Raw genomic sequence first — 18,084 nt, 5'->3', positions numbered from 1 at the left:
GCGCCTCAGGACGGGGGGCGCACGTCGATCTGGCGCGGCTCGTTCTTCCTCTTGAACCAGCTGGATCGGAGCTGGCGGCGGAGGCCCGACGCGAACAGGCAATCGCGGAACGCGTTCTGCTGGAAGGTCACCGCGCTGTGCGCGAGCGCGGTCTCGATGAAGATGGCGCGGCCGTTCAGGAGCTGCTTGCGCGAGAGCTCGCCCGGGCGGCGCTCGTGCAGGCAGGCGACGCCCTTGGCCTCGAGCGCGCGCTCGAGCTCGAGGTTGAGCCGCCGCACGTCGCCCGCGACGAAGTGGCTGATGAGCTTGTGCCTGTCCCGCCCCGACCTGTCCTTCCGGGCGAGCACCCAGTCGCGAAACGCGTCGACCTCCCCGTACAGCGCGTCGAACAGGTACACCTCGTTCACCTCGCAGCCGCCGTGGCGGAGGCACGCGGCCGCGACGCGGTACCCGCCCGAGTGCGCCGACAGGCAGAGCATCCCGAGCTTCGCCTGCCTCGGGACGGCGCAGTCGCCGAGCGCCCGCCGCGCCGCCGGGCCCGCGAGCACCGCCGCGAGCTCGCCGCACAGCCGCCGGAGGCCGCCCGGCTGCCCCAGCTGGCCCGGGGGCGACTCGGCGGCGTTCACCGCGCCCTGCGGCACGACGAGCACCGCGTTCTGCTTGCTCTCGTGGAGCTGCTCGCGGAGCTTGTGCGCCGCGATGGCCCGCTCCGCGGTCGTGACGTGACCGTGGAAGTGCATCACGAGGTCGAGCTCACCGCTCTCCGGCGCGCGGTAGTGGGCCGGCACGAAGACCAGCACCGTCGCGTCCCTGTACGGGGCCCCGTCGCAGGGGAACGGCGCGTGCGACAGCTCGAGCTTCAGCGTCACGCCGATGTCCGAGGCCTCGACGCGCTTCACCTTCGAGGCCCCCCTGGCGAGCGCCGGCGCCGGCCCGAGGAGCGCGGACGCGGCCACCGCGCCCCCCGCCGCGCCGAGCGCATGGAGGAAGGTCCGACGGCTGAGCGCGGGAGCTGCGAAGCGGGACATCCTGGCGACCTCGTCCGATGCCACCCGCGCGTACCCCGGGCGCCCGAGCCGGGCCAAGAAACCGAGAGGGCGCCGGAGCCCGGAAGCAAGAACGCCAAGAGGATTGCTCCCCTTGGCGCTCGTGGCGTCCTGGTGGCTTTGGCTTCAGCCCGCTCGCCGATTCAGGAGTTGCTGCTGACCGCCGCCGTGCTCACCTGCGCGAGGAGGTCCTGGATGCGCCGGACGAGCTTCGCCGGCTCCTGCACCACGCCCTCGACGAGGAGGGCCTGGTCGAGGAGGAGCTCGGACCACTGCTGCACCCGCTCCGAGCCGGGCTCGCGCCCTGCCAGGATGTTGAGGTTCTTCACGACCGGGTGGCCCGGGTTGAGCTCCAGGATCCGCTTGGATTCCTCGGTGTTCTGGTCGATGAGCTTCATGATCCGCTCGAGGTTCGCCCCTGGGTCGCCCTCGGCGGCGACGAGGCAGCTCGCGCTGTCGGTCAGGCGCCGCGAGACGCGCACGTCCTTCACCCGGTCGCCCAGCGCCGCCTTGACCGCCGCCACGGCCGCGTCGACGGACTCCTCCGGCTGGTCCTTCTTCTCCGGCTCGCCGCCGAGGTCGACGTCGCCGTGCGTCACGCTCTTGAGGCGGCGCTTGTCGAACTCGTTCAGCGCCTTCACCAGCCACTCGTCGACCGGATCCACGAGGAAGAGCACGTCGTAGCCGCGCTTCCGGAACGCCTCGAGGTGCGGGCTCTGCTCCACCGCGCGGCGGCCGAGCCCCGTCACGTAGTAGATCTCCTTCTGCCCTTCCGGCATCTTCTCCACGTAGTCGCGGAGCGAGATGAACTTGCCGTCCTCCGTGTTCATCGACTCGAACCGGCAGAGCTCGGCGATCGCGTCCTTGTTCTTCCAGTCGCTGGTGGCCCCTTCCTTGATGACCCGGCCGAACTCCTTCCAGAAGGTCGTGTAGCGCTCGGGATCCGACTCGGAGAGGTCCTTCAGCGACTTGAGCACCTGCTTGACGATCTGCTGCTCGATCTGGGAGAGCGTGCGGTTCTCCTGGAGCATCTCGCGCGAGACGTTCAGCGAGAGGTCCTCGGAGTCGACGACGCCGCGCAGGAAGCGCAGGTACATCGGCGTGAGCTTGTCGCACTCCTCGACGATGAGGACCCGCTTCGCGTAGAGGCGCATCGCCCTGCGGTCCTTGTGGAACATGTCCGCCGGCGCCTTCTCGGGCACGTAGAGCAGGGCGTGGAACTGCACGGGCGCGTCGATCGACAGGTGCACCGTGAGCAGCGGCTTGTCGCCCTCGTAGCCGCCGGTCACGTGCCGGAAGAACTCCGCGTGCTGCTCCTCGGTGATCTGCGACTTGGGCAGCGTCCAGAGGGCGGCCGAGCGGTTCGCGACCTCGTCGTTCACCTTGATGGGGAAATGAACGAAGTCGGAGTACTTGCGGATGATCTCCTTGACCCGCCAGGCCTTCGCGTACTCGCGCGCGTCCTCCTTGAGGTGGAGGACGATCTTCGTGCCGGGGTGCTCGCGGTCGCCGGGGGCCACGGTGAAGGAGCCCGCGCCGGACGAGCGCCACAGCACGGGCTCGGCGCCCGGCAGCATCGAGCGGGTCTGCACGTCGACGCGCGAGGCGACCATGAACGCGGCGTAGAAGCCGACGCCGAACTGGCCGATGAGCTGGAGCTTGCCGCCGTCCTTCTTCTGCTTCGCGGCCTCGGCGTTGGCCTTCAGGAACTCCAGGGACCCCGAGCGGGCGATGGTGCCGAGGTTCTCCACCACCTCGTCGCGGGTCATCCCGATGCCGTTGTCCTCGATGGTGAGGGTCCGGGCGTCGTCGTCGAGCGTGATGAGGATCGCGGGCTCGCCGGCCTGCTCGGCGACGCCTTCGCGCGTGAGGGCCAGGAAGCGGCCCTTGTCGAGGGCGTCCGACGCGTTCGAGATGAGCTCGCGCAGGAAGACCTCCTGGTTCGCGTAGAGCGAGTTGATGACCAGCGCGAGGACCTGCTGCACCTCGGCCTGGAAGGGGAGCTCGACCGCGCCGGCCGCCGTGGCCTCCTCGGACGCGGTCGACGCGGGCGGCTGGGGGCCCGGAGCCGCGCCCGTGGGCTCGGCAGAGGGCGTGGCACCGCTGGTTTCGGGGTTCTGGCTTTCCGTGTTCATCTCGGCGACCAAATGGATCCGATTTTCGAAAGGGCAATCCCCTGGCGCGCTGCGGAGCGACATGCGGACCACGCCGCGGGGCGTCGCGTTGCTCGGCGCTCCCCCCTCCACGGCGCGCGCTCGCGAGGCGGCTCACGCAGCGGGGCTCACCGGCGATGGCGCTCGCTGCCGAGGTGGGGGCTCGCGGGGTCACAGGTCGAGACCTGACCCGAGGTCGGGAGCTGCGCGCCGGGTCCTGACGTTCAGGTCGCTGCACCGCGATCCCCGCATCCTCGCTCGGCTTTTCCGGAGGGTAAGGGTTTCTTCAGAAGGGCGGCAGCGCTAGATTCACCGAGATTGCACCCTCGCCGTCGGGGAGATCCGTTGTGGTAGTACTTCTCCGTGCAGTGTTCCGCGTTATCCCGTTCGTCGGGGTAGTGGCGCTCGCGGGGTGCGGCGATCGGGGCAAGACGGCGGGCAACGAGAACGTGAAGCGTCCGCCCGCTCGGATGGAGTTCGACGGCTACATCTACGTCCCGGCCGAGACGAGCGATTTCAAGATCCTCGAGCGCGTGCGGGCGCAGACGCGCTCGGTGTTCACGGGGCTGCGGCGGTCCCGGGTGATGGTGAGCCGGCGCGAGGTCCAGGGCGCGACCATGGACAACCTCGTCAAGGAGGCCGTGACCGTCGTCGATACGGCGTCGGGGCGGCGCAACGTCGCGCTCCGCGTGCGCTACCGCTTCGTCGCCCGGCCGGAGGTCGCGAACACCATCGACGATCGCAAGGAGATCGCGCTCGGGCTCCTGCACCGGGAGGACGACGCCGTCGCGGAGCGCGTGCTCCAGGAGTGCACGGCGAGCCCCGAGCAGAGAAGGGGGGACAGCAGCGCCGTCGGCCTCGACTTCGACCCGTCCCTCCCGAGCTGCAGGGCCGCGATGGACGCGGAGCAGGCGGAGATCGACGCCGCGCGCGCGAAGGTGCCCGAGCTCGCCGGGGGGTCGGCCGAGGCCACCGTGGTCACGGTCGAGGAGGTGCGGCGCCTGTACATCCCGACCCGCGTGACGGTCGAGCTCCGCGACCGGAAGCGGGGCGAGATCGCACCGCGCTACGCCCCGCTGGACCGCCCGGAGGAGCCGGAGGGGGACGGGCGGATCGCGACCGGGGAGCGTTCCGACGCCGAGCGTCGCGACGAGCCCGGCGCCGAGCGTCCCGAGGAGATCGCGCCGGCGGCGGTGATCATCGATCCGGATCTCGTGACGCGGCGGACGCCCGAGGAGCAGGCGCTGGCGGCCGAGGGCGCCCTGCTGCCGAATCTGCCCGCGGCCGGCGGCGCGAGCATCGAGGGCGGCAGGAGGCGGTTGCCCGCGGTCGTGGGCCCCGCGGCGGCGCAGGCGCAGCAGCGCAAGGTGGAGTCCACGAGCGAGCGCTTCGAGATCCCGTTCGAGACGCTGGCCGATCCGAAGTTCATTGTGGTGTGGCTGAGCCTCCTGATGGCCTACCCCATCCTCCGGGGCGATCCGCGGAAGCGGCGCTGACGCGGGGCCAACGCGTACGCGCGGCCGGTCCTGGCCGACTACCCCCCGGAGGGGGTGCGGGGCACAGGCCCCCTGGGATCGTATCTCCGAGCGAGCCTGTCGTCGGGCGCCCGCTCGGGCGACGCGCCGGGGTGAGGAGCTCGCGCCGGGGCACTGCGAGGCGGCAAGCTGCGGCTGGACGGGGCCGTGCCCGAGGACCCCTCCGTGCTCGTGACGAGCGGCGAGCGGGTCGCGAGCGCCCTGCGGGACGCGGAGATCGAGCCGAAGGCGGCTGACCGCCGGCCGAACCTGAAAGAGGCCCCCGCGCTCCCCCAAATCGCGCTGCCACGGCGGGGAAACGCGATGTTCCCGCGGCGAGCCGCGTTCCGAGCCGTTCCCCTCGGCCGTCGCCGCGGGCGCAGCCCTTCCGAGGCGGTCGGCAGCTCCTGCGCCGCCGGACCTCGCCTTATCCGACGGCTCCGCCGTCGTCTCGCCCTGGGCTCGTCGCCTGCGGAGCGGCTCCAGCGTCGTCTCGCCATGGGCTCGCGCCTCGGCTGAGCAATGTCCTACCGCTCTCGTGGGAATGCTTGCCTCGGGGGGTGGTGCGGACGAGCGTGCGCGGGCGAGAAAAGTCGCGGGGTGGAGGGAATGAGCATGAGCGAGAGATCGAGACCGTGGCGACGGAGGACGATCCTTGCGGTGGCTGTCGGCGTCCTGGCGCTTGGCGCGGCGGGGCCCGGGTGTTTGTGGGAGCGGGAGGACCGCACGTTCGGGAGCTTCTGCGCGGCGGCGGTGGGCGGCGAGGAGCACTGCGTGGGCGAGAACCTGGGCCCTGGCGCCGCGTGGACCCAGGCCGAGAAGGATGGCGCGCTGCCCATCGAGGTGTGGGCCACGTGGCCGACCAACAAGACGCTGGAGGAGATCGTCGCGAGCGGCACCTCGCTCGGCGTCTGGTTCGGCCATGTGGACGAAGCGATCGACTACGTGCGGGACGACGCGAGGAACGCCGAGTCGCTGCGGGCGACGCTCGCGGGCAGGCTCGAGTCGCTGCTCGACGAGGCGACGGACCGCCAGAGAGCGCTGCTCGCGCAGGCGCCGGTCGACGCGACAGGCAGCTTCAAGGCGGCGATGATCGACAAGGCGAGCGCCGAAACGGAGCCGCTCGCCGCCGCGCTCGCGGCCGACAAGCAGGCGATGGCGGTCGTGCAGGCGGTCTTCGACCAGGCCCGGAGCGACGCGGCCCCGCTGCGATCGAAGTACGCGGGCGTCGCGGCGCGCTTCGCCGCGTACCGCGCGACCGAGGCGGCGGAGACTGCGGCGTACGCGGCGCTCTCGGCGCAGGCGTCGCGGTCGGACATCGACGGCCTCGACGGCGTGGAGCAGGCGGTGCTCGCGGCGGCGCGCGAGGCGAGCCGGGCGCCCGGCGAGCTCACCGCCGAGATCCTGAGGTCGTCGGCGGCGCTCCAGGTCTTCGCGGCCTCCTTCGACGAGGCGATGGCGCCGCACAGGGAGCTCCTCGCGACGCACGGCGCGGTGCTGCCGGACATGACCTCGGGCGCGCTGCGCTCGCTGAACGCGATGCTGGGCTACGTGAAGGGTCGCGTCGCCCGGAGCGACGCGACGGCGACGGCGCTGCTCGGCGGGATCGCGCTGCGCCGGCAGGCGCTCCGCGTGTTGCGGATGGACGAGGGGGCGCGCGAGGCGATCGCAGGGGCACGGACCCGCAAGGCGTCGGAGATCTTCGGGGAACGCGCGCGCGCACAGGTCGCGGCGCTGTCGGCGGCGCCGCCGGTGAGCGAGAAGCTCGGGCTGCCGCTGCTCGCCGAGCGGTGCGGGGAGCTGGCGGGGCTCGTGCAGATGCGGCCGCTCTGCGGGGCGGCTGGGTCGTCGTGGCGCGAGGCCGGGTGCGCGGCGCTTCGGGAGCGGTTCGACGCCGCGGAGGTCGAGCTCAGGACGGGGCTGCCGCGGAAGATCGCGGAGGGCCTCGCGGCGCTGCGGGAGAAGGGGATGGCCGCGGCGGCGCTCGACGCGGCGCAGGCGAGGCTCGACGCGGGCGATGTGAAGGGCGCCGCGGTTGCGTATGACGCCGCCGTGCGCGGCGCGGAGGGGACATGAGAGCCTCGAAGGACGTTGCGCGGCCTGGCTGGAGTGCCGCGGCGCTGCAGAAGCTCGTCGCGCTGATCACTGCGGCGGTGTTGGTGGCGCCCTCGTTGGCGCGGGCCGGCACGCCGTACACCCTCGACTGGGTCTCCACCCAGTTCAACCCGGGGTGTCTCACCCCCGAGCTCCTCAACCCTGGAGCGCCGTACTTCCGCGTGAACGATACGCCGCTTCCCACCTACGAGGTTCCGGGCGAGTTCGCGTTCCATGACGACGGCTCGGAGAGCAACCGGATGGAGGCGGCGTTCGATTCGGTGCTGCTCGGGATGGGCATGAACGACTTCCACTTCCACGTCAGCAGGGAGGGGGGCGACAACACCTGCGTCAACGCGCGCGAGGTGGTGAACCTCGTGTCGGTGCCGCTCGGGCTGAACAAGCCGCTCTTCGACGTCCGGCGGCGCGGGGTGGCGTTCTCCGGCGACACGACCCTCGACCTGAGCCTAGCGGAGATCAACCCGGCGCTCGCGCGCGACATCGAGATCCTGCTCGCCGAGATCGCCAAGGAGCGCAGGACGCTCGTGGCGAACGCCCCGCGGGTGGCGCGCCTGGCGGAGAAGATGGACCTGCTCCAGCAGCTCGACACCGAGCTGAAGGACCTGGTCAGCCGGCCGCTCGACGAGATCTCGCGAACCGATCTCGACGCGATCCTCGACCGGTACAAGGACGCGGTCGGCGCGGAGACGCGGGCGGCGATGGAGCAGCTCGTCGACGACCTGAAGAAGAGCGTCAGCGATCTCGAGGACGAGCTCGCGCGGCTGATGGACGAGTTCGGCGCGCAGGCGGACGAGGTGGCGGACCTCGCGACGCAGGACGCGCGCGCCGAGGGATGGGACCCGGACGACCCGGGCGCGTATGCGCTCGGGGAGAGCGAGGTGCCGTGGGTCGAGGTGCCGGACATCGCGGAGGTGGACGGGGCGTTCGACGAGGGGAGGGACCCGTACGCGGCGTACGCGGATGCGGTGCTCGCGGCGCTGGAGGCGGACGTGAGCGGCCGGGTGGTGGTCCTTCGGGCGGACTTCGTGGCGAACGTGCGGGCGTGGCGGGCGAACAGCGCGGCGCTGGAGATCGCGCTGCGCGACCGGATGGGGGTGTCGCTGGCGGAGACGAACGCGTTCCTGAAGGCGCAGAACCGGATCACCGGGTTCGTGCGGCAGTTCATGGATGCGTCGGACTGGTTCGAGGACTCGCCGGTGCCGGCGGACCTGCGGGCGCAGGTGGACAGGGTGCTGAAGCCGCGGTTCGACGCGCTGGCCGACCAGATGAAGGACAGCCTGAACCAGTGGACGGGGGACGGGCTCGACCTGGAGCAGACGCAGCTCTACCAGACGATCAGCGCCTTCGCGGGGGCGATGTCGACGGTCGGCGAGGGCTTCGAGGCGTACGCGGGGGTGATGCAGACGCTCGTGCATGCGACGACGCGCATCGGAGTCGGCTTCGTGCCGGTGGTGGGGCCGGCGCTCGATCTGTGCGAGGCGGTCACCGGGAAGGCGTGGTGCCTGCCGTCGGGGCAGGAGCTGAGCGACGAGGAGCGGATCTTCTCGGGGCTGGGCTTCGGGCTCGGGGCGGTCGGGCCGATGTGGCGGGTGATCAAGACCAGCGGGGGGCTCAGGCCGTCCGCGATCCGGGTGGCCGGGGAGATCGCCGAGATCGAGGAGGCGTTCGCCAAGATCGTGAAAACGAACCGCGTCAGGGGGTACAAGGGGCTCACCGGGGCGATCACCAAGTTCGATGTGGACATCTTCGAGAAGAAGGCGGCCAAGTTCCTGGTGGACGACGGCCGATCGCTCATCGGGGTCGGCGACGACGGCGTGCGCGACGTGCTCAAGATTCCGAGGGAATCGAGCGCTGGGGGTAGCGAGGGGGCAGCGCCCGACTTCTTGTCGATATCCAGCGGGCACAAGCTGATCGTGAGTGAGGCCAAGGGCGGCGGAACGATCCCCTTCTTCAAGGTGCGCGATCAGCTTTTGAATGCGATGGAGGCGTTGAAGAAGAGGAGGCTCGATGGAGACGTGGCGCGGGTCGAGATCATCATCGAGCAGGGGGCGAAGTTCGATCCGAACAAGTTTACCGTGAAGGACGGCTACCTGTTCGATTGGGATGCTGGCGAGACCGTTACCCTCGAGGGTTTCAACAAACCCATCATGGTGATCCGGCTATGAGCTATTCAGGACCTCAATTCGTCGCCTGGTGCGACGAGCCAGAACGGATCGATGCGTTCGCGGCGGCGCTGTCCGCGCTGGTCATCCCAGGGTATATGATCAGCTTGGGGATGAGTGCGAGCCTAACGTGCAAGACGTGCTCCATCGACGAGGTGCTCGCCATGGTACGCGCCCACTTCGGAGGTTTGAAGAGCGCTCACGTGGGCTCAAGCGTGAGGCCGAACGATTCCAAGCGCGTCATGAGGTTCGACCTCGCGTGCTACCCCGAAGAAAGCGAACGTCGCCATCCTTACGGCCCCCTCAGGGTGGATGCGGGCGAACGCAAGCGGGACTTTTACCCCTACGAGATTCCCGTGGGCAAGGGCCCCCGCTCCGTGGAGGCCGAGGCCGCGGTCGCCTACCATCTGGTTCAGGGCGACATTGAGGACCTCCTGCTCCGCCTCTGCGCGCCGGACGCGAGCGGGCGCGTGCCGACCGGCGCGTGCACGGACAAGGAGGACTGGATCGCTCCGGTCGAGATGTGCGCGACCTACAACGCGAACGCCGCGGAGCTCGCGCGCGATCTCGCCCTCTCCTGGGTGAGCCTCCACGACAAGGAGCGCGTCCCGCGCATCGCGGGCACGCCGCTGGAGGCGCTCCGCGCGCGGGTGGAAGCCGCGCCGCGCGGCGCGCGTGTGTCCATGAAATGCGAGAGCGAGCTCACAGGCTCGCTCTCGCGTGAGACCGTGCTGAAGGTTCTCGCGACGCCGCCGGCGGCGCTGCTCGATGCGCTCGAGGCCGCGGCTGTGCCCGACGACGCGTGGCGCGCGGTCGAGCCGAAGGCGCGCGAGCTCCTGGAGCTACGCCGCCAGCTTGACGACGAAGACGCGGGGGAGGTCCCCCCCGCCTTCTGGGTGGACATCACGACGCGCGGGCACACCCGCTTCCTCGAAGAGCACGCCCCCTTCCACGTCCGCCGCCTCCCGAGCGGCGGCGTGGTGCTGGCCACGCACCCGTACCGCACGCTCTGGCCGCTCTGGGCCGACGCGCTGTTCGTGCTCGGCCTCCTGTCCTGACGCAGGCTACCTCATGAGGATGATCGAGCGATGAGAGAAGGGCCGTTTTTCTTCGCCTGGTGTGACGAGGCACAGAGGGTCGATGCGTTCGGCGCGGCGCTGTCGGCCCTCATCAAGGAGCCACAGTACAGTATGCGCGCGATCATGGACCGCGACACGGAATGCAACACGACCTCCGTGGACGAGGTGGTCGCGATGCTCCGCGCCCACTTCGGGCGCACCGACGCGGAAACCTATTTCGTCGCATCGTTGAGTCACGAACACTTCGTCCATTGCATCCTTCGCTGCTTCACCGACAGGAGCGAGCGTCTCAAGCCGATGGGCCCCATCCACATGCACGGCCGCCGGATCGAGGCCTTTGCCCCCATGCACATGGACCTCGCCCTGGGGAGGGGCCCGCGCTCCGTGCAGGCCGAGGCCGTGCTCGCGTGGCACATGGCGCTGGAAGACATCGAGGATGTCCTGCTCCGCCTCTGCGCGCCGGACGCGAGCGGGCGCGTCCCGACCGGCGGCTGCACGACGGCGCGGACCTGGCTCGCGCCGGTCGCCCTGTGCGCGACGTACAACGCGGACGCCCGCGACATCGCGCGCGATCTCGCCCTCTCGTGGATCTGCCTCCATGACAAGGACAGGGTGTCGCGCACCGCGGGGCTGTCGGTGGAAGCGCTCCGCGCGCGGGTGGAAGCCGCGCCGCCTGGGGCGTGCGTTGCGCTGAGACATAGCAGCGGGCACTCGAGCTCGCTCTCCCGTGAAACCGTTCTCAAGGCGCTGGCGACGCCGCCCTCCGCCCTGCTCGAGGCGCTCGAAGCAGCGGCGGCGGTGCCCGACGGCGCGTGGCGCGCCGCAGAGCCGCGCGCGCGCGAGATCTACGAGCGGACGCTCCCGTTCAGGGGGCGCGACGAGCAGGGCACGGAGACAGGCAACGGCTCGCCCCTCTCGCAGGTCGAGATCACCCTCGACCACTTCGAGTTCCTGGTCCACCACGCCCGGTTCCACGTCCGGCGCCTCCCGAGTGGCGGCGTGGTGCTGGCCACGCACCCGTACCGCACGCTCTGGCCGCTCTGGTCGGATGCGCTCTTCGCGCTCGGCCTGATGCCATGACGCAGGGCGAGCAGGCCACCGATGTCGCGCACCAGCTTCCGTGCCTCGGCGCGCGTTCCGAGCGTCGCCACCGCTGCACGCTCGGGCGTCGCTCCTGCTCACTTTCCTCCCGCCCGCCGACGGCAAGGCGCCTCTTGCGGTGGGCGGGCGCCACGCGTACTCCAATGGCGCCCCTCAGGATCACCTCGAGCCCCACGGAGGAGACGATGACGCCTTCCCAAGACCTGATCGATCTGGCCGAGCGGCTGGCGGACGCGAGCGGCGCCGTGATCCGGCGGTATTTCCGCAAGGGCATCGAGGCCGACGACAAGGCGGACGCGAGCCCGGTCACGGTCGCGGATCGCGAGGCCGAGGCGGCGATACGGGAGCTGCTCGCGGCGCGCGCGCCGGGGCACGGGATCGTGGGAGAGGAGCTTGGCCGCGAGAACGAGGGGGCAGAGCTCGTGTGGGTGCTCGATCCCATCGACGGGACGAAGGCGTTCATCACGGGCAAGCCGCTCTTCGGAACGCTCATCGCCCTGCTGCACCGGGGGAAGCCGGTGCTCGGCGTCATCGACCAGCCCGTGCTCGGCGATCGCTGGCTCGGCGCCCTGGGCCGGCCGACGCTCTGGAACGGCAGCCCGGCGCGCGTCCGGGCCTGCGCGGGGCTGTCCCTGGCGCGCCTCTCCACCACGGGCCCGCAGTACTTCCCGCCCGCGGCGGCGCGCGCCTTCGGGGCGGTCGCGGCCCGGGCGAAGCTCCTGAGCTACGGCGGCGACTGCTACCAGTACGGCCTCGTGGCGAGCGGCAGCATCGATGTGGTCGTCGAGCACGGCCTCAAGCTCCACGACTTCGCGGCGCTCGTCCCCGTGATCACCGGCGCCGGCGGGATCATGACCGACTGGGAGGGGCGCCCGCTCGACGCGGCGAGCGCCGGCGATGTGGTGGCCGCCGGCGACCCGCGCGCCCACGCCGAGGTGCTCGCCGCGCTCCGCGCCGGCCTACCGGAGCGGGACGCTCGCTGACGCCGGCGCGCCGGAGCCTTGCCTCATGCCCGGAGCCCTCGGTACTGGAGGGCGAGGGCGTTCTTCAGCACCGGGTCCAGCGCTGCGCCGAGCGTCACGAAGCCGCTGAGCCAGGACAGGAGCGCCGCGAAGTAGAGGGCGAACACGTTGTGCGCCGCGGCGAGCGGGTCGATGTCGCAGCCCACCTCGCCGCGCGCCTGGGCGTCGCGCACGAGGCCCGCGATGCGGTGCAGGAACGCGAACGTGAGGGCGTTCAGCCGCTCTCCGTTCGGGCCTGACGCGCCGGGGAAGGCCTTCACGAACGCCTGCGACACGACCGGCTGCTCGCCGTACATCGCGAACAGCCGCTGGAACACGTGGAGCAGCTGGGGGAGCAGGGGCTCTCTCCGCGGCAGCGTCTCGAACGCCGCGTCGACCGCGGCCGCGAGCCGGTCGTGCATCACCATCATGAGCAGGTCGGCCTTGTCGCGCGCGTGCACGAACACCGTCCCCGCCGCGACCTCCGCGCGCTCCGCCACCGCCTTTGTCGTCGTGCCGTCGTAACCGAGCTCGGTGAAGAGCGCCCACGCGGCGTCCCGGATCCGGCGGCGGGTGTCGAGCTTCTGCTGGGCGCGACCGCCGCGCTCGGGCGCCGGCGCCGGCGGCGCGTCCGGCGAGGCGGCTCCCTTCCGGCGCTTCGCCGCCATCTGACTGACCTTGCTCATCGACTGCGCAATGTGTTGCCGCACCTGTCCCCGAGTCAAGCCGGATCCCCTTGACAGATCAGCCTCGATGAATGACCATGGTCAGTGACTGAAGTCATTGAACGAGGGTGGTGCCATGGCGCTTGTGCATTACGACGACGGCCTCACGATGCGGGAGGCGCGGGCGATCTACTTCGAGGTGAACCGGTTCGGCGCAGACGGCGGGTACGGGGATGCGTGGGTCGACTTCAAGCTCGGCCCGCTGCCCGTCCCGTTCCCGAACACCCAGGGGCGCGTGCGCGCGGTGCGCTACCACGACCTGCACCACGTGCTCACGGGCTACGACACGAACACGATCGGCGAGTTCGAGATCTCGGCCTGGGAGCTCGGCGCCGGCTGCAAGGACTTCGTCGCGGCGTGGCAGCTCAACCTGGGCGGTCTCTTCGCGGGGCTGCTCACGTCCCCGCGCCGGACGGTGCGGGCGTTCCTCCGCGGCCGCCGCAGCGAGAGCCTGTACGGTCGCCCCTTCGAGGAGCTGCTGGGCCGCACGGTGGGCGATCTCCGCAGGGAGATGCGCGTGGATGCGCCTTTTCCCAGCCCGACGGCGCTCGACGTGCTCTGGCTCGCGCTCGCGAGCCTCGCGGGGCTCGTTGTGGGCGCCGTGGGGTTCGCGCTCGCGCTCGTCGTGGCGCCGATCGGGCTCGTGAACCTCGCGCTGCGCCGGCGCCTGGCTTGACCTGGCGCCCGCCCCGCACGAGGATCCGCCCCGTGCCCCAGCGAAAACGCTACCTCTTCGTCTGCGTCAACCGCCGCCCGGACGGGGTCCCCAAGGGCTCCTGCGCCCAGCGCGGCGCCGAGGGCATCCACGCGCAGCTCAAGGCCGCCCTCGCCGAGCGCGGCCTCGCGAAGCTCGAGGCGCGCGCCTGCTCCGCCAGCTGCCTCGACGTCTGCTGGGTCGGCCCCGTCATCGCCGTCGAGCCCGACGGCTACTTCTACGGCCGCGTGACCCCCGCGGACATCCCGGAGATCGTCGACGCCCTCGCCGCGGGCCGCCGCGTCGAGCGGCTCGTGCTCCCGCCCGAGGACTTCACCGAGGCCACGGCCGGCCCGCCGCTGCCGGCGCCGCCCCGCGGCGCGCCCCCGGAGGCGTGATGGGCGGAGGCGTGATGCGCGGCTTCGAGTTCTGCGAGACCATGGCCGGGAGCTTCCACCTCGTCGAGTCCCCCGCCGACGAGCGGCCCATGTCGTTCACCATCCGCGCGCGCTCGCGCGGCCTCCTCGACTTCCTGCGCAGGCCCGAGGTCGAGATCGAGGGCGAGATCGACGCCGAGGGGTTCGCCGACCACCGCTACCTGTCCGGGCGGCTCGGCCTCGATCTCGCGCGCACCGGCACCCTGCCCTACTCGTTCGAGTTCACCGCGAACGACGGCCGCCGCTGCGCGTTCGCCGGCCGGAAGACCGTGCGCCCCCGCGATCTCCTGGCGTCGATGACCGTCCTGCCCGGGGTCCTCGTCGGCGACGGGGGCGCCGTCCTCGGCGAGGCGCTCCTCCGCTTCGACCTGCGGAGCGACCTGCTCCGGTTCCTCAGGAGCTTCCGGACCACGAGGTAGCCATGCGAAGGATCGACCCCTCCACCAGCGCGGTCATCGTCATCGACGTCCAGGAGAAGCTCGCGGCCGCGATGCCGGCGCCCCAGATGGACGCCCTGACCCGCGCGGCCACGGTGCTGATCGAGGCGGCGCGGCGGCTCGGCGCGGCGGTCATCGCGACCGAGCAGTACCCCGCCGGGCTCGGGCGCACGGTCGCGCCCATCGCCGAGAAGCTCGCCCACGCGGGCGCGCCGGTCATCCACAAGCTGGAGTTCTCCGCCTGCGACGCGCTCGATTTCGAGCGCGCCTTCAACGAGCGCGCGCCCCGCGCCGCCATCGTCGTCGGCATGGAGGCGCACGTCTGCGTCTTCCAGACCGTGCGCGAGCTCGCCGCCCGCGGCGTCGCGGTCCACGTGCCGCTCGACGGCGTCGCCTCGCGCCGCGACGACCACCGGCTCGCCGGCCTCGACCTCTGCCGCGCCGCAGGCGCCACAATCACCACCGCCGAGACCGTCGTCTTCGACTGGCTCAGGGTCGCCGGAACGGACGACTTCAAGCACCTGTCGAAGCTCATCCGCTGAGACGGCCCCCCTCTCCGCCGCAGCGCGCGGCGACAAGGTCGCCGTGTCAATTTGTCAGCCGCCGGCTCGGACGTTGTCAGACTCGTGCTCAGCTGGACACGGCGGCGCCGCCTGTGACATGGTGACGCATGGCTGACGATCTGGCACAAGGCGGAGCTCCCCCGAGCGCGCCGCCGCCCGCCGGCGCCGCGCCGCCGCCCGGCGCGCCGACGGTCCTCGTGGTCGACGACGAGCCGTCGAACGTCGCCTCGATCGAGAAGATCTTCCAGCGCGACGGCATGCGCGTCATCACGGCGGACAGCGCGAAGACGGCGCTCGAGATCGTGCGCAGCCGCCGCGTCGAGGTCGTCCTCACCGACCTCATGATGCCGGGGGTCAGCGGGCTCGAGCTGCTCCGCGCGCTGAAGCAGCTCGCGCCCGACACCGAGGTCGTGATGATGACCGCGTACGGCACCGTCGAGACCGCGGTCCAGGCCATGCGCGAGGGCGCTTACGACTTCGTGGAGAAGCCGCTCAAGCGGATGACGATCATCAAGAGCGTCCGCAAGGCCGCCGAGCGCCAGTCGCTCGTCGCCGAGAATCGCTCGCTGCGGCAAGAGATCAAGCTGCTCATGAAGCGCGAGATCGTCGGCTCGAGCCCGACGCTCCGCCGCGTGCTCGACATCGCGACCCAGGCGGCGCCCTCGAGCGCCACGGTGCTCGTGCTCGGCGAGAGCGGCACCGGCAAGGAGCTGCTCGCGCGCTTCATCCACGAGCGCAGCGCGCGGTCGCGGGGGCCGTTCGTCGCGGTCAACTGCGCGGCCATCCCGGAGACCATCCTCGAGGCCGAGCTCTTCGGCCACGAGCGCGGCGCGTTCACCGGCGCCCTCGCGAAGCGCGACGGCCGCTTCGCCAAGGCGGCCGGCGGCACGCTGTTCCTCGACGAGATCGGCGAGCTCTCGCCGGCGGTGCAGGTGAAGCTCCTCCGCGTGCTGCAGGAGGGCGAGTACGAGCCCGTCGGCGGCGACACGGTCCGCGCCGACGTGCGCGTCGTCGCGGCCACCAACAAGGACCTCCGCGCCGAGGTCGCCGCGGGGCGCTTCCGCGAGGACCTGTTCTACCGGCTCAACGTGATCGCGATCACGGCGCCCCCGCTCCGGACCCGGCGCGAGGACATCCCGCTCCTCGTCGACCACTTCCTCGGCGTCTACTGCTCGAAGAACAACCGCCCCCGCCTGGAGGCGCCGCGCGACGTGCTCGCGCGCCTGACCGACTACACGTGGCCAGGCAACGTCCGCGAGCTCGAGAACGTGATCGAGCGCGCCGTGGTGCTCTGCCGCGGCGACCAGATCTCGGTCGACGACCTGCCCGACTTCATCCGCGAGGCCGCCCCCGCCGAGCCGAGCTCGCTCACGTTCTCGGTCGGCACGCCCCTCGACGAGGTCGAGCGCCGGCTCATCCGCGAGACGCTCCGGCACGCCCGCGGGGACAAGTCCGTGGCCGCGCAGCTGCTCGGCATCTCCACCCGCACGATCTACCGAAAGCTCGGCGAGCTGGAGTGACCCCGCGCGCGCCGCCCGGCGGACCGGGCGCGCTCCGGCGCGCCGGCACCCCCCGTGAAGATCCGCTTGTCACTTTGGCAAGGGAGGCTGTCCCGCGCGCCTCGGGTGCGTCACCTTGGCGGGGCAACCTCCGAATTTCCGTGAAAAAGCGGGGGAACTGCCAGCGATTGACCCCTGGCATGGAACCCGCTTAGAGGAGCATGGGCGCATGGGCATCGACGCGATCCTGAAGCGGTATTTTCCCTGGCTCTTGGGCGTGCTGATCGCGCTTGCCGCCTATTTCCAGGCGTCTGGCATGGGTCAGCTCGTGGCCTCGAGCGTCGCGGTCGACGCGCCGCCGGCGCCGGTCAGCCCGCCGCCGCGATCGCCGTCGTTCGGGTCGACCGCGAACACGGACCACGCGACGCACGCCGGGCCGATCCTCTCGCGCAACCCGTTCGACTCGGTGACCGGGCCGCTCGACGGCAAGCCGGTCGAGCTCCCGACCATCGAGCAGGAGATGAACAACAAGGACCCGTACGCGGACCCGTCGTGCGACGGCGCCCGCGTCCTGCTCATCACGCAGGCCGACGATCCCGAGTGGTCGTTCGCGGCCATGGCCGGCTCGGACGGCAAGGCGATCTTGCGGCGGCAGGGGGATGAGATCAGCGGGCAGACCGTTTACTACGTGGGGTGGGACCGGGTCTGGCTGACCTCCGGCAGCTCGCGGTGCCAGTCCATCGTGGGCGGCAAGAACGCCGGCGCGCGCACCGCCGCGGCGCCGACGCCCGCGCCCGCGCCGACGGCCACGACGTCGAAGGCGACCGCCCGCGGCGGCAAGAAGGTCCCGCCCGAGATCGCCTCGAAGATCCAGCGGGTGAGCGAGACGGAGTTCAACGTGGAGCGCAGCGCCGTCGACCATATCCTCGAGAACCAGGGCGAGCTGATGCGCTCTGCGCGTATCGTCCCCGAAAAGGAAGGCGACAAGGTGGTCGGGATCCGTCTCTTCGGGATTCGACCGGACTCGCTGCTCGGGACGCTCGGGCTGGAGAACGGCGATCGGCTGTCCAGCATCAACGGGTTTGAGATGAGCGATCCGCAGAAGGCCCTCGAGGCCTATGCGCGGCTCCGGACGGCGGACCGGCTCACGGTGAGCATCAACCGCAAGGGCAAGCCGATGAACATCGACTTCAACATCAAATGAGCGCTGCGGACTGAATTCCAGGGACGAAAGCAGGGTAGTGGCATGGCGCGATGGATAGGTAGATTGAACGAGGGGAGCCTGCTCCGCCGAACGCTGGTGTATATCGGCACGTTCGTCCTCGGTTCACTCACGTTCGTCGGGGTCACGAGCCTGGTCCTCGTGTCGGTCGCCAAGACCGTCCTGCCGCCCCACGGCGCCGATGGATCCGCGTCGGACACGGCGGAGCAGGCCGAGGGCGAGGCCACCACCGGGACGAGCAAGAGCGCCCTGGGCAGGACATCCCGCTCGAAGCGGCCGCGGCCCCCCTCGCCGGCCGAGCGCGAAGGCGCGCCGAGCGCCGACTGAGCGGCGCCG

General features: G+C 71.3%; 16 protein-coding genes. 13 read left to right on the top strand and 3 right to left on the bottom strand.

The window, feature by feature from the left end; translation table 11 throughout:
- Positions 1–5 precede the first annotated feature (5 nt).
- Positions 6–1,028 carry a twin-arginine translocation signal domain-containing protein gene (locus WMF28_RS44225; protein ID WP_437599791.1) on the bottom strand — a complete coding sequence of 341 codons (1,023 nt, stop codon included), beginning with the start codon at positions 1,026–1,028 and terminating at the stop codon, positions 6–8.
- A gap of 161 nt (positions 1,029–1,189) precedes the next feature.
- The gene (htpG, locus tag WMF28_RS44220; protein WP_437599790.1) at positions 1,190–3,181 is read right to left on the bottom strand and encodes a molecular chaperone HtpG; all 1,992 of its coding nucleotides are present in this window, start codon (positions 3,179–3,181) and stop codon (positions 1,190–1,192) included.
- 386 nt (positions 3,182–3,567) lie between these two features.
- Here htpG and WMF28_RS44215 point away from each other — a divergent pair, with 386 nt between their 5' ends.
- The 6 genes from WMF28_RS44215 to hisN all read left to right on the top strand — a co-directional run bounded on the left by WMF28_RS44215 (position 3,568) and on the right by hisN (position 12,153).
- Positions 3,568–4,695 (top strand): hypothetical protein, encoded by a 1,128-nt coding sequence (locus WMF28_RS44215; RefSeq protein ID WP_437599789.1) that lies wholly within the window; start codon positions 3,568–3,570, stop codon positions 4,693–4,695.
- A 678-nt stretch (positions 4,696–5,373) separates the two neighbouring features.
- The gene (locus WMF28_RS44210) at positions 5,374–6,789 is read left to right on the top strand and encodes a hypothetical protein (RefSeq protein WP_437599788.1); all 1,416 of its coding nucleotides are present in this window, start codon (positions 5,374–5,376) and stop codon (positions 6,787–6,789) included.
- Positions 6,786–8,993 (top strand): hypothetical protein, encoded by a 2,208-nt coding sequence (locus WMF28_RS44205; protein ID WP_437599786.1) that lies wholly within the window; start codon positions 6,786–6,788, stop codon positions 8,991–8,993. Before WMF28_RS44210 ends, WMF28_RS44205 begins: the two co-directional genes overlap by 4 nt.
- A 353-nt stretch (positions 8,994–9,346) precedes the next feature.
- Entirely contained in the window at positions 9,347–10,048 is a 702-nt protein-coding gene (locus WMF28_RS44200; protein WP_437599785.1) for a hypothetical protein, read from the top strand.
- Positions 10,049–10,078: 30 nt separating this feature from the next.
- Positions 10,079–11,149 (top strand): hypothetical protein, encoded by a 1,071-nt coding sequence (locus WMF28_RS44195; protein ID WP_437599784.1) that lies wholly within the window; start codon positions 10,079–10,081, stop codon positions 11,147–11,149.
- A gap of 206 nt (positions 11,150–11,355) precedes the next feature.
- On the top strand, positions 11,356–12,153 hold the full coding sequence (hisN, locus tag WMF28_RS44190) for a histidinol-phosphatase (RefSeq protein ID WP_437599783.1): 798 nt from the start codon (positions 11,356–11,358) through the stop codon (positions 12,151–12,153).
- Between the two features lie 23 nt (positions 12,154–12,176).
- Here hisN and WMF28_RS44185 read toward each other — a convergent pair whose 3' ends face one another.
- The gene (locus WMF28_RS44185; RefSeq protein WP_437599782.1) at positions 12,177–12,857 is read right to left on the bottom strand and encodes a TetR/AcrR family transcriptional regulator; all 681 of its coding nucleotides are present in this window, start codon (positions 12,855–12,857) and stop codon (positions 12,177–12,179) included.
- Positions 12,858–12,972: 115 nt separating this feature from the next.
- Here WMF28_RS44185 and WMF28_RS44180 point away from each other — a divergent pair, with 115 nt between their 5' ends.
- The 7 genes from WMF28_RS44180 to WMF28_RS44150 all read left to right on the top strand — a co-directional run bounded on the left by WMF28_RS44180 (position 12,973) and on the right by WMF28_RS44150 (position 18,075).
- Positions 12,973–13,572 carry a hypothetical protein gene (locus WMF28_RS44180; RefSeq protein WP_437599781.1) on the top strand — a complete coding sequence of 200 codons (600 nt, stop codon included), beginning with the start codon at positions 12,973–12,975 and terminating at the stop codon, positions 13,570–13,572.
- A gap of 32 nt (positions 13,573–13,604) precedes the next feature.
- Positions 13,605–13,988, top strand: a complete 384-nt coding sequence (locus tag WMF28_RS44175; RefSeq protein ID WP_437599780.1) for a (2Fe-2S) ferredoxin domain-containing protein — start codon at positions 13,605–13,607, stop codon at positions 13,986–13,988.
- 14 nt (positions 13,989–14,002) lie between these two features.
- A complete protein-coding gene (locus tag WMF28_RS44170) occupies positions 14,003–14,446 on the top strand; it encodes a hypothetical protein (protein ID WP_437599779.1) in 444 nt (147 codons plus the stop codon).
- 2 nt (positions 14,447–14,448) lie between these two features.
- The gene (locus WMF28_RS44165; protein WP_437599778.1) at positions 14,449–15,006 is read left to right on the top strand and encodes an isochorismatase family protein; all 558 of its coding nucleotides are present in this window, start codon (positions 14,449–14,451) and stop codon (positions 15,004–15,006) included.
- 128 nt (positions 15,007–15,134) lie between these two features.
- Positions 15,135–16,547: a sigma-54-dependent transcriptional regulator gene (locus WMF28_RS44160; RefSeq protein WP_437599777.1), complete on the top strand. Its 1,413-nt coding sequence runs from the start codon at positions 15,135–15,137 to the stop codon at positions 16,545–16,547.
- Positions 16,548–16,755: 208 nt separating this feature from the next.
- Positions 16,756–17,730 (top strand): type II secretion system protein GspC, encoded by a 975-nt coding sequence (gene gspC, locus WMF28_RS44155; RefSeq protein ID WP_437599776.1) that lies wholly within the window; start codon positions 16,756–16,758, stop codon positions 17,728–17,730.
- Positions 17,731–17,793: 63 nt separating this feature from the next.
- Complete coding sequence (locus WMF28_RS44150; protein WP_437599775.1) at positions 17,794–18,075, top strand: hypothetical protein; 282 nt, start codon at positions 17,794–17,796, stop codon at positions 18,073–18,075.
- Positions 18,076–18,084 lie beyond the last annotated feature (9 nt).

The sequence above is a fragment of the Sorangium sp. So ce590 genome (assembly GCF_051521365.1).
Classification (GTDB): domain Bacteria; phylum Myxococcota_A; class Polyangia; order Polyangiales; family Polyangiaceae; genus Sorangium.
This window is presented reverse-complemented; position numbering and strand designations above follow the sequence as displayed.